This is a genomic window from Mucilaginibacter sp. SJ (assembly GCF_028993635.1).
GTDB lineage: Bacteria > Bacteroidota > Bacteroidia > Sphingobacteriales > Sphingobacteriaceae > Mucilaginibacter.
The window spans coordinates 2005815-2017753 of sequence record NZ_CP118631.1 but is presented as its reverse complement, the minus strand read 5'-3'; the positions used below and the strand labels follow the sequence as shown (position 1 = coordinate 2017753).

General features: G+C 43.0%; 10 protein-coding genes. 7 read left to right on the top strand and 3 right to left on the bottom strand.

Annotation, left to right across the window (positions count from 1 at the left end; all coding sequences use genetic code 11):
- The first annotated feature begins 32 nt into the window (after positions 1-32).
- Positions 33-1277 carry a beta-ketoacyl-ACP synthase II gene (gene fabF / locus MusilaSJ_RS07985; RefSeq protein ID WP_274989473.1) on the top strand — a complete coding sequence of 415 codons (1245 nt, stop codon included), beginning with the start codon at positions 33-35 and terminating at the stop codon, positions 1275-1277.
- Between the two features lie 59 nt (positions 1278-1336).
- On the opposite strand, the gene MusilaSJ_RS07980 is transcribed toward fabF, so the two are convergent.
- Positions 1337-3010: a patatin-like phospholipase family protein gene (locus MusilaSJ_RS07980; protein ID WP_274989472.1), complete on the bottom strand. Its 1674-nt coding sequence runs from the start codon at positions 3008-3010 to the stop codon at positions 1337-1339.
- Positions 3011-3103: 93 nt separating this feature from the next.
- Positions 3104-3277, bottom strand: a complete 174-nt coding sequence (locus MusilaSJ_RS07975; protein WP_167516191.1) for a hypothetical protein — start codon at positions 3275-3277, stop codon at positions 3104-3106.
- 123 nt (positions 3278-3400) lie between these two features.
- On the opposite strand from MusilaSJ_RS07975, the gene MusilaSJ_RS07970 reads away from it, so the two are divergent.
- Positions 3401-3796, top strand: a complete 396-nt coding sequence (locus tag MusilaSJ_RS07970) for a VOC family protein (RefSeq protein WP_274989471.1) — start codon at positions 3401-3403, stop codon at positions 3794-3796.
- Between the two features lie 81 nt (positions 3797-3877).
- Here the strand turns inward: MusilaSJ_RS07970 and MusilaSJ_RS07965 are convergent, their stop codons facing one another.
- On the bottom strand, positions 3878-5695 hold the full coding sequence (locus tag MusilaSJ_RS07965; protein WP_274989470.1) for a PAS domain-containing sensor histidine kinase: 1818 nt from the start codon (positions 5693-5695) through the stop codon (positions 3878-3880).
- A gap of 287 nt (positions 5696-5982) precedes the next feature.
- On the opposite strand from MusilaSJ_RS07965, the gene MusilaSJ_RS07960 reads away from it, so the two are divergent.
- The 5 genes from MusilaSJ_RS07960 to MusilaSJ_RS07940 all read left to right on the top strand — a co-directional run bounded on the left by MusilaSJ_RS07960 (position 5983) and on the right by MusilaSJ_RS07940 (position 11690).
- Positions 5983-6450 carry a nuclear transport factor 2 family protein gene (locus MusilaSJ_RS07960; protein ID WP_274989469.1) on the top strand — a complete coding sequence of 156 codons (468 nt, stop codon included), beginning with the start codon at positions 5983-5985 and terminating at the stop codon, positions 6448-6450.
- Positions 6451-6572: 122 nt separating this feature from the next.
- Positions 6573-9533, top strand: a complete 2961-nt coding sequence (locus MusilaSJ_RS07955; protein WP_274989468.1) for a ligand-binding sensor domain-containing protein — start codon at positions 6573-6575, stop codon at positions 9531-9533.
- 2 nt (positions 9534-9535) lie between these two features.
- Positions 9536-10162: a response regulator transcription factor gene (locus MusilaSJ_RS07950; protein WP_274989467.1), complete on the top strand. Its 627-nt coding sequence runs from the start codon at positions 9536-9538 to the stop codon at positions 10160-10162.
- A 283-nt stretch (positions 10163-10445) separates the two neighbouring features.
- Positions 10446-10811 carry a VOC family protein gene (locus MusilaSJ_RS07945; protein ID WP_274989466.1) on the top strand — a complete coding sequence of 122 codons (366 nt, stop codon included), beginning with the start codon at positions 10446-10448 and terminating at the stop codon, positions 10809-10811.
- Positions 10812-10823: 12 nt separating this feature from the next.
- Positions 10824-11690: a helix-turn-helix transcriptional regulator gene (locus tag MusilaSJ_RS07940; RefSeq protein WP_274989465.1), complete on the top strand. Its 867-nt coding sequence runs from the start codon at positions 10824-10826 to the stop codon at positions 11688-11690.
- Positions 11691-11939: the final 249 nt, after the last annotated feature.

Here is an 11939-nt window from a genome sequence, read left to right as displayed (position 1 = left end):
TATATCTTTGCGCCGATTTTAATAAAACCATCATGTTAAACAGAGTAGTTATAACAGGTCTGGGCGCTTTAACACCGCTTGGAAATAATGTAAAAACTTATTGGCAAAATTTAATTGCCGGTAAAAGCGGCGCTGCAACCATCACCCGTTTTGATGCATCATTATTCCGTACGCAATTTGCCTGCGAACTGAAGGATTTCAATATCACAGATCACCTGGATAAAGCAGAATTAAAACGTACCGATACCTTCACCCAGTATGCGCTTGTTGCAGCCGACGAAGCTATCAAAGATTCGGGTTTTGATCTGAGCAAAATGGACCCCTTTGATGTTGGTATTATCTGGGGCAGCGGACAAGGCGGTATGGAAACTTTTGAGGAGCAGGTAACAGAATATGCCAGGGGTAACGGACAGCCCAGGTTTAGCCCGTTCTTTGTACCTAAGTTCATTTCTAATATGGCTTCGGGCATGATCTCTATCCGTAACGGTTTTATGGGGATTAACTACACTACGGTTTCGGCCTGTGCTACATCAAATACAGCTATTATGGATGCCTTTAATTACATCCGTTTAGGCAAAGCTAAGATCATTGTTACAGGTGGTTCTGAAGCACCTATTACACCGGCATCTATTGGCGGTTTTAGCTCAATGAAAGCGATGTCGGCTCGTAATAATGATCCGCAACACGCTTCAAGGCCATTTGATATTGATCGTGATGGTTTTGTTATGGGCGAAGGCGCCGGTGCCTTGGTACTTGAAGATTATGATCATGCAGTTGCCCGTGGTGCTCATATTTACGCAGAGGTAACCGGGGCTTCGATGACTGCTGATGCATACCACATGACAGCCACTCATCCGGAAGGATTAGGTGCTGCCCGTGCCATGCAGCAGGCACTTGCAGAATCGGGTTTAAGCATTGAGGATGTAGATTACCTGAACATGCATGCTACATCAACGCCGGTTGGCGATCTTTCAGAAATTAATGCCCTGCTTGCGGTTACCAAAGGCAAAGCAACAGATACTATTATAGGTTCAACCAAATCCATGACCGGCCACCTGTTGGGAGCCGCCGGAGCTATTGAAGCTATCGCAGCCATAAAATCAATTGAAAACCAGGTGATACCACCAACAATCAATACTATAACCCTGGATCCAGCCATTCCCGACAATTTGAAATTTGTATTAAATGATGCCATTAACCATAAAGTAAAAGTAGCTATGAGCAATACTTTTGGCTTTGGCGGGCATAACGGAATAGTGGTATTTAAGGCGGTATAAAAGCCATTGAAGACTTACGAAGTTTTAAGAAACTTCGTAAGTCTAAATTTTTCAGATCACTACGGCAGCAGTTTCCATGTTTTAAGTTCTTCTTTGATCACCACCATTATTTTGTTGGTTACCATGCGGTTCAGGATCACTTTAGCGCCTATCCATAATAAGCTTTTGGTAAGCCAGCCCAGGTCTGCCACATTAAGCATAATGGTTTGGATGCGATCTTTCAAGCCGTTGCTAAACCTGTCGATATCTTTTTCTTTAAGCGTAGGCCAGTTGGTGCCTGAACTGAATTTAATATCGGGGAATTTGATATTTTGTTCAAATACCGGGATGATCTGATAGCTATCGTTTTGGGTTGATTTAAATCTGGCCAGATCGGCATTAGCATAGCCATCTTTAAAAATAGGGTTAGTGGTAAGCGTTTTGGCTGGTATGGTAAAGTAATCGCGCAAAAAGATCTTACAATTGTGCCGGCCTAAAAAGAAATCATGCACCCTGAATTCTTTATTTAAAAATCCGCTAAACCCACTTAATGCGCCGCAGGCTATAGCTTGTTCGCCAGTTAAATCTGTCGATTTACCATCTGGCGTATCTACCCTTCGTGATGGTGTAATCAGGTACTGGCCCGCGCAATCTTCGTCCATCGCATCTTTAATATTAATAGCCTTTGAGCGCATTTGCGATAGCATAGATGACAGCGTTAAGCCTATCACATTTGATATAGCCCGTGATTGCGAAATTGGTTTTGGCGGTTGGGTAGGGAAGGGTTCGATCATCAGTACGGTTGAAACAAACTTGTTAAAGTTGTTATAATCAACGCTGGGCTGACCGGTAAGATCGTCTAAAACACTTCGTACTTTATCGAACGGCTCATTGTTGATCATACCACCGTCGACATTCAGGGTTTGGTAGCCGCCTGCATCAATTGGAGTATTGGTTAAGTAATTGCTTAACCATGGGTTATTGTTAACATATTGGGCAGCGCGTTTAACTATCCTTGATTGCAATCCAACCGGAAAGGCGCCGGTGGCCATTGCAGCGTCGGCGGCTATATCCGTATTAATATTATTTTTCAGGTCAAGCGGCATCCATCCGTTATTATGCCCGGCAATGGCGTTTTCTGTAAGTTCAAAGCATGCGTAATCATTATGGATGCGCATGTTATATTTGGTACGCTGCGGCGATGACGAATTAAACGGAACATTGTAGGCGTAGCCCTGCAGGTTTGTAAGCGTGGTAAAGATCTTTAAACCGGGTTTAATATAAGCGGGCAGCGGCTGCCATTGTTTTGGATCGGCAGCAACTACGCGTTTGGCAACATCATTAATAAAATCAGAATTAAGTGCCGATATTACACCCGAGCTTTTGATGTCGCTGGTATCCAGCATTTTTGTGAACATATCAGCCTGCACAAGGTCAACCCAGGAGTGGTAGAGCTTGTTTTCGGGATGCTCGGCTAAAAGATCTCCCGATGGCTTGTCGATATGAGTTATCGGGTTGTTAAGGGAGGATGCGGCCATGATACTGGTCATACCGCCTGCCGACGCGCCGCCCATTACCGGGATCTGCACCCTGTGCGATGGTACGCCTGGCTCATTGCGGTGCTTTTCCCATTCGGCCAATGCCTGGAGCAGGTAATCAATAACGCCTGCTGTGTAAGCCCCGGCAGATACGGCGCCGGCCATACAAAGTCCTACATAAAATACTTGCTGATCTGAAGTTTTATCTGCTTCCATGAGATGGATATTAGGTTGGGTTGTTAAATTTAAAAAAAGGACCGCATAATATGATACGTGAAACTACGTGAGTTGATAGCGGGTTTTACCCGATCACATGGCTTTGTCGGCTTTTTGCGGTTTGGGGTGTTCCCTTGGTTTAAGTTCCCGGTCAATAATTTGTTGTTCAAAGTTTTTCTCGTCTTTGCGGTCGGTTTTTACTATCCATACTATTAATGTTATTAACAGGGTTATTACAATGCCTACTGTAAAATAATTGATCTGCATGTTTATATATTTGGTTAGCTAAATTTACCCCGGCTGTATTAACTGACAATTAAATTTACGCATGAAATAAAATCAGCCACGGACCCTGATCTCGTGGATGGGTAGGATCCAATAAAAAATGCTATGCAGGCCCACGTAACCGCCATTACTCTTGCAGTTAAAGATCTTGACCAGGTCAAGGCATTTTATACCGGGAAGTTCGGATGGCACATCCTTGCCGAAAACGAAAAGGTAATAATGTTAAAGCTTGATAATTTGATGCTTACCCTGTGCGATGAGTTGCTTTTTGCAGCATACACCAATATAAGCAATAATGCCGGGAGCAATCGTTTTTATATTACTATAAATCTGGCTTCAAAAGCTGATGTTGATGCCAAAATAGCCCAATTGAGGCAGGCAAAAGTACAAATCCTGAAGCATCCGGCCGAAACTTTCTGGGGCGGTTATGCCGGTTTTATTGCCGATCCTGAAGGAAATTGCTGGGAAATCTGCTATAATCCGTATGTTGCAAGTGGATAAAGCTGAGCTAATAAATTTGTAAGGCTTACTGTCTTTATTAGCCTTTGGCTTTGGGCATTTTGCTTTTAGCTTTTATATATTTCAATTTAATGGTATCGTAAACCAAAAGGTACTGCCTTTATCCACTTCGCTTTCAACGCCCATTTTGCCGCCGTGAAGCTCAATGATCTCCGCGCTGATATACAAGCCCAGTCCAAGCCCTGAGTATTGAATACCCGAGGTATCAACCCGGTAGTAGCGTTCAAATAAATGCGGAATGTTTTCAGGCGGGATTCCCCTGCCAAAATCCTGTACCGATATTTTGGCCATATTGTCCTGTTTACTGATATTGATGACAATCCGGTTGCTGTCGGGTGCATATTTAACCGCATTGTTTACAAAATTAACAACAACCTGGTCTATCCGTTGCCTGTCGGCGTATAGTTCCAGATCGGTGTCGCCTGTAAGTTCAAGTTCATGTGTACCTGCAAGCCTCACGTGGTCGCAGCATTCATTGATCATTTGGGCTGCCAAAAAACGTGTTTTATGAAGTGCAAGCTGCCCGGCGGTAATTTTTGAAACGTTAAGTAAGCTATCAACCAGTTGCTGCATTTTATTCAGACTGCTGTTGCCGCGGTTAATAAACTGGGGGATCTTATCAGATGAAGGGTCAACCTTGATCAATCTGTCCAGCAATTGCATGGAAGCCTTGATCGATGTCATCGGTGTTTTAAGTTCGTGACTGGCAACGCTTATAAAATCGTCTTTTTGTTGTTGCAGGTGTTTAAATTCGGTAATATCAAGCAAGGTACCCAGTATACGCAGCGGTTTGTTTATTGAGCCATAATAAACTTTTCCTTGCGCCCTGACCCAGCGTAAAGAGCCGTTTGGCCAGATAATTCTTGCCTCATAAAAAAGTTTTCCGGTAATAAGCGCGGTTTTATGAGCATTATTGCGTAGTTCAAGGTCATCGGGATGCAGTGCTTTCAAAAATAAATCGCGGGGCGCATCACGGCCAACTCCAAAAATAATGTTAAACCTTTCAGATGTAAGTATCTCGTCGGTAACCAGGTCAAGATCAAAGGTGCCTATTTCGGCAGCTTCAACGGCCAGCCTGGCCCTTTCTTCGGCTTCCTCAATTTTGCGGCGTGCAAAAACTTTTTCAGTTACATCAATTGCAATTACCATAATGGCGCTTATCTCGCCATCAAAACCTTTAACAGGTTCATAAACAAAATCAATAAATACCATTTCGGGTACGCCATTGCGTACAAGCAGCAGTTTATGCTCTTTGGCGGTAATCGGTTGCCCTGTTTCAATAACATTATCCATTACAGGGGCATACAATTCGGCCGTTTCGGGGATGGCTTCCCAAACGCCCCGGTTTTCCATTTCTGCACGTTTACGGCCTACCAGCTCAAGATACGAGTCATTAACTACTTCAATTACCAGGTTATCACTGTTTATAATGCAAATGCCTACGGGAGCCTGCCTCACCATATTATACAAAGTATGCCTGCTCTCTTCCATGGCTTGCCGGGCGTGTTCAATTTCGGTAACATCGGTCGAGAAACAAATAACGCCAACTATTTTACCGCGCGAGTTACGTACAGCCTGGTAGGTAAACTTGTAATAATTGATTTGCCGTTTGCCGTTAATTGTAAATTCGGCAGGTGCATTGTTGCCATAGTAAGTTTCGCCGGTACGGTATACTTCGCTGATCAGGCTGCTGAACGGCTGGCCGAGAAGGTCGGGCAGCGCCTCGTCAAATGGTTTCCCAATTATCGACTTATCTTTTCCCCATGCTTTCAAGGTAGCATCATTGGCTATGGCAATGAGCTTATCCGGGCCCATACACATATACACCGGAAAAGGCGAGGCCTCAATAATGCTTCGGAAAAAGTTTTCAGTAGGTTCCAAGGTATGGCGTAGTTTTATTCGGTGAAAGATGCTCTCAAAAATAAAAATATTTTCGTACAGATTTAAATCTACAAGGCAGGTTCTGCTATGGTTTATTGATAATTAAAGAATTATCTGCACAGATTTTCAGATTAATTGCAGATCTGCTCAAAAAAGTGCAAAAAATAACCTTTATAAGCGAAAGACACCAGCTTGCTGTATGGCCGGGTACGGTTGCATTGCTTAGGTGTGATAGGCATATTTTTTTGATCAAAGCCTGCCCACATTTGATCAAAAAAATATCACAAATGAAAAATAAATTTTTATTGGCATGCATAGTAGGGTTATTATCTGCCAGCACCATGTACGGCCGTACGGCCGCCGAAACAGGATATGCCAGCGTGATCCGCGATTTTATTGACAGCCACATGACCTCCAACTTTAAAAAATTAAAGTCAATAATGAGCGATAATTCCGTACTAAAGTTGCCCCGCGGCGAAAAGGTACTTGTACAGGAAAAAGACGACCTGGTAAGCATGATGAAAAAGGATGCCGGTACCCAGCAAAATTGCCAGTCGGGTTACGAAGTGCTTGCCAAAAGCGATGCCATGGTGATTGCGAGGGTAGATTTTAATTATGAAAACTGCACACAGCATGATTACCTGATCATCGAGAAAAATGACCGACAGGACTGGAAAATTACCCAGGTTTGTAAAATGTTTGAGGATATAAAAGCACCTTTAAACAACGATAATTCTGTGGTAGCCAAAAACTAAATTTTACGTCCTTAACCGACAATAATTAATCACCCTATTGGGGTGATTTTTTTTATTTTAATTAGCTTTAATTTAACTTTTTAATTGTACCCCCATACAGGTAATTTAATTTACGTTTTTAATTGAATAAGCTATCGCGTTTTCCCGTTTTTCTGCTTTTGTGTTCCCTGGCAGGTATGCTGTTGTTTACAGACCGGGCCCATGCACAGAAATACATTTTTGCGCACTATGATATTGAGGATGGGCTCATCCAATCGCAAATAAACAAGCTATCCATGGATACCGACCATCGCCTTTGGGTAGGTACCTTTGGCGGGGCCTGCCGTTTTGATGGAAAAGATTTTACCGCATATACCCGCTTAACCGGTTTACCTGATAATTACGTTGCAACCATTTTTTCGGATAGAGGGGGCTGTACCTGGTTTGGTACCATGAACGGGCTTGCAAGGCTTTATAATGGCCGGATTATAAAGTATAAACCGGATATACCGGTTAAACGCTCTTTTGTGGGCAATATAACCCAGGATGGAGAGGGAACTATTTGGGTTACAGCTGCAGGGATGCTGTTCAGGGTGAAAAATGACAAGATGCAGCATGTTCCTATTAGTGATGACCCTGATGTTTTTATCACCAGTTTGGCTGTTAATAGCGCAGGTTGGTTATACGTGTCTGTTTACAAAAAAGGTATTTATCGTCTTAAAGGACAAAAATGGGAACATGTAATTGATATTGATTCCCAATATCGTGAGCAAATTATCAAAAGGATTTTTTTCGACCGTTTTGATAAAAGCAAAACTTATCTTCTAACCCGCTCGGGTTTGTTATGTGCCAGGAATGGTATGGCTAAACCACTGGATATAAAAAATATTACCGGAAAAATAAAAGGTCAGTTATTGTGCATTGAACAGGACGCTGATGCCAATATTTGGCTGGGTACCGATAACGGAGCCTATTGTATTATGGGTGATGGTGTGATCCACTATAACTCATCAAACGGACTTACCGATAACTCTATCCCTGATATTTATTTTGATGCAGATAAAAACCTGTGGCTGGGCAGTCTTGGCAATGGCCTTTACCGCTGCGAAGGCGACAGATATACCATTTTTGACCGTACACAGGGTATTCCCGAATCAAAAATAGTAATGTCGGTGACTGAAGACTGGAACAATAATGTTTTAATGGGGATAGATGGAGCCGGTCTTTTGCGATATGACGGAAAAAAAACCAGCGAAGTGCCTGTGCCAACCGGTTCGCCGTATTTAAAGGGGGTGCAGAGTTTGTATACTGATAAGAACGGCACTGTTTGGATTGGTACCGGGCAAACCGGTTTATGGCAGTATGATAAAAATGGTTTCAGACAGGTAAAAAACAGTTCATCTTTTGCCTGTAATTTTATTACTGCCGATGATAGTGGCACTATATGGCTGGGCACGTCAACGGGCTGTTTCTATTATCAAAACGGCGAATTGAAACAATTGGAAGGCATCCCCCCTTATACGGCCTCAATGATTAGTTTGGGGCGTGATTCTGTTTTCATTGGCACCCAAAATGGGGTTATGCTGGCTGTAAATAAAAAGATAATTTCGGGGTTTAAACTTAAATCGTTCCCGTCAACGGCAATTTATAGCATGATCCGGTACCGGGACCTGCTGCTCGTAGGTACAGATGATAGCGGTTTATACACATGGGATATGACAACCGGGGCGGTTAATATTTATAATGTTGATGACGGGCTCAAAGCAAATAGTATTTACAGCCTTGCTGCTGACGAACGCGGCCGCCTTTGGATGGGCACCGGTAGGGGAATTAACCGGATGCAATACGACCCTGCAAAGAAAACTTTTTGGGTAATTGATAACATAGGCTCAAAAGAACCGGTGGTAGAGGCCAACCAAAATGCTATTATGCACCGCGGACACGAGGTTTGGATCAGTACCACCAAGGCCGTTATGGTGTATAATACCATGACAAAAATGGTTCCCTCGCCACCGCCGCATGTGTTCATCAAATCGGTACAATTGATGAAGGAGGATGGCGAAAAACGCTCTTCAATTGACCTTGATGACTGGGCCGAGCTTAAACATAATCAAAATCATTTATCGATATCTTTTCTTGGTGTTTATCTCAAAAATCCCGACGCGGTATCTTACCAGTATAAGCTGGTTGGGCTGGATAGTGCTTTTAGCTCGCCCATGCGAAACAACGTGGTCAATTATCCTTCGCTGCCGCCCGGTACGTATACCTTCAGGGTAAAAGCCATAAGCCCCGACGGGCAGGTATCGCCGAAGATGGCCAGTTTTAGTTTTGTGATCATTCCGCCTTTTTATCAAACTTTTACATTCAGGTTATTAGCCATTATATTTTTAGTTCTGCTGGGTTTCGGGGTGCAGAATTTAGTGCATCAGCGTAAAATAAAACGTCAAAAGGCAATTGAAGCCATGAAGCGGGAAGAGAAGTTAAAGATCCGCCAGCAAACAGCCGAAGATTTTCATGACGATCTGGGTAACAAATTAACCCGGATCACCGTCTTATCAGAAATACTAAATGCCAAAATAGATAGAGAGCAGGCGGATCAGCGCGGAATCGTGGATCAGATCAAGCAAAACGCGGCATCACTATACAACGGTACAAAGGATATCCTGTGGGCGCTCGACCCTAAAAGCGATAACCTGTATGAAACCCTGAACCACATCCGCGAGATAGGAATAGAGGTTTTTCATGATGTACCGGTTGATTTTGAATTTGCGGCCGTTGATGAAGATATCCAGCTGGTAAAACTGCCTATGGAATACAGCCGTAACATCACCATGATATTTAAGGAGCTGTTAAATAACATCCTTAAACATGCCGATGCCGGGCAGGTAGTTTTTGAACTTGATCAAAGCGATAAAAACGCGATAGCACTCCGGGTTACCGATGATGGGAAGGGGTTTGATAGCGATGCGGCCCATCGCGGCCGGGGGATCAACAATATTAATGCCCGCGCAAAACGGATCAATGCATCACTGCTCATTAATTCGGAAGCAGGTAAGGGCACGTCAGTAACATTAAAATTTGGTAAAAATCAGCTAAGTAATTAAACATGGCCCGTAACATTAAGGTAAGTATTATAGAGGACGATGAAACCCTGCGCGATGGCTATGCCTTTTTAATTGGTGCTACCGAGGGCTATGATGTCATCAGTACCTACTGTTCATATGATGAGGCTGTAAAAAAAATAGCTGCGGATAAACCCGATGTGATATTGCTGGATATTGAGCTGCCTGGCGTTAATGGCATTGATGCTATCCCTAAATTAAAAAAGCTGTTGCCCAACTGCTATATCCTCATTTTAACTGTTTACGAATCTGAAAAGCAGATTTTTAACGCGCTGGCCAACGGCGCATCGGGATATCTTACAAAAAACACCCCATCAACTAAGATCATCGAATCGATAAAAGAGGTAAGGGAAGGCGGCGGCCCTATGAGTATCAACATTGCGCGGCTGGTGATCCGCTCGTTCCAGAAAAACCAGGAATCGCCCTTATCCAAGCGGGAAACCCAGATCCTGGAGTTGATAGGCGAAGGCAAAAGCCGTGGTCAGATTGCCAATGAATTGTTCATCGACCTGGAAACAGTACGTAGCCATATCAAGAATATCTACCTAAAGCTTGATGTAAATTCCCGCGCTGATGCTATAAAGCTGGCAAGGCAGAATAAGCTGATATAGGCTTAGAGGCGTTCGTGGGGACACGAACGCAGGGATGAATAATTATTTTCCTTCCCCGATCCGTGTCATCACGGATCGCTTTGAAAATCCAGCCCTACTAATTCACAAATCCCCCAAATAGGGGGATACTATCCCCCTTCAGGTAAAGTACCTTTGATATGTTAAGTAGTTTTAACTGACCGGCTACTGTAAACCCGCTTCAAAAATTATCCTGTTTGCTGCCCCTGGCCAACAGGTTGGTTTCCATCATTACAATCTGGTTTCCGTTAATAGCTACTGTAAAATGAAATTGAAATATATACCTGTGTATACAGCCGACTTTGAGGGGCAAATTGATTTTTATACTCAAAAATTAGGTTTCAAAATAACAGGTACAATGACATTTTACGAGGGCAGGGAAAGCACGGTGATCCAGTCGGATAAATTAAATGTGGCGTTGCTTGTAACTAATAACGACAGCAACAGTGATAAGAGTAATATTATCATTAACACTGCCGACTGTTTGAACGATTACTATGTGCTCCGTACGGCTGGCGTATTTTTTTGCAAATCGCCTGCATATTTACCAGCCGGACTGGCAGCCGAATTTTTGGATCCGGCGGGCAACAAATTTATGTTACTGGAAGAAAGAAATTATAACGAACAATAAAATCATATCACAATGGACTATTCAAAAGTATTACGCAACAACAACAAGATTGTAAGTCGCACCGGCGGCCAGAGGCAGGGGCCGCAGTATACTTCAGATTTAAGCCTTCGCTTTGTTTTAAGCGGTAATGAACGTTATGATATTGGCCGCAGGCATTTGTCCATATATCCCGATTCGTTCCTGATCCTGAACAGGGGTACACAATATTCAACCGATACCGATCTGGGCCAGCAGGTACAATCATTCGCCATCAATTTTGATCAGCAGTTTTTGCAGGATTTTAAAGATTGCTGGACCTTCGACAATGACACTTTGTTAACTAAAGGCTATGGTAACGGCAAAATACAGCCCGAGTTTAATGAAACTATATATCCGTTTACTGGTGATATTAAGTACAATGTATGTCACCTGAAACAACACCTGGATAATGGGATGCAGGATGAAATGCTGATCAACGAATACCTGCACCATACGCTGATTAATTATTTTCATATTTATAATGATGAGATTTGCAAAAAAGCCGAAAAGCTCGATTTTTTAAACCAGGGAACCAGGGTTGAGATCCTGCGCCGCCTTAACCTGGCTAAGGAGTACTTGTACAGTAATTATAATCAGAATATTAGCCTTGAAGACCTTGCTGAACATGCCTGTCTTTCGGTTAACCATCTGTTGCGTACATTTAAGCAGGCCTTTGGTTTAACGCCGCACCAGTTTTTAATTCAATTGCGTTTAAAACGGTCATTAATGTTGTTAAAGGATACCCGTTATCCTGTAAATGAAGTAGTTGGCATGGTGGGTTTTGAATGCCCAAGTTCATTTATCAGGCTGTTCCGTACGCATTATAAAATAACGCCATTAAAATACAGGCAATCAGCATGATATGAAAATGTTTTTTGCGTGCCAAGATGGTGCTTTTCACACATGTAGCACGTACTTAACACACTATGTTTGCAGTACCAGATAGTTTTTTGTTAAGGATATTTGGTCAGTTAATAGTTAATGAAAAAGTCAGTAACGCGAGGTCACTGACTTTTTGTTTGTGTGCCAGGCACGTGTGTCATCTATAGGGTGCAAGTCCCGAAGACGCATTACAGTGGGAAGTCTTAGCTTAAGGCAAGGAGAAAGTGT

Coding starts and splice junctions, on each gene's coding strand:
- MusilaSJ_RS07980 (WP_274989472.1), bottom strand. CDS start 3,010: ATGGAAGCAGATAAAACTTCAGATCAGCAAGTATTTTATGTAGGACTT.
- MusilaSJ_RS07975 (WP_167516191.1), bottom strand. CDS start 3,277: ATGCAGATCAATTATTTTACAGTAGGCATTGTAATAACCCTGTTAATA.
- MusilaSJ_RS07970 (WP_274989471.1), top strand. CDS start 3,401: ATGCAGGCCCACGTAACCGCCATTACTCTTGCAGTTAAAGATCTTGAC.
- MusilaSJ_RS07945 (WP_274989466.1), top strand. CDS start 10,446: ATGAAATTGAAATATATACCTGTGTATACAGCCGACTTTGAGGGGCAA.
- fabF (WP_274989473.1), top strand. CDS start 33: ATGTTAAACAGAGTAGTTATAACAGGTCTGGGCGCTTTAACACCGCTT.
- MusilaSJ_RS07950 (WP_274989467.1), top strand. CDS start 9,536: ATGGCCCGTAACATTAAGGTAAGTATTATAGAGGACGATGAAACCCTG.
- MusilaSJ_RS07960 (WP_274989469.1), top strand. CDS start 5,983: ATGAAAAATAAATTTTTATTGGCATGCATAGTAGGGTTATTATCTGCC.
- MusilaSJ_RS07940 (WP_274989465.1), top strand. CDS start 10,824: ATGGACTATTCAAAAGTATTACGCAACAACAACAAGATTGTAAGTCGC.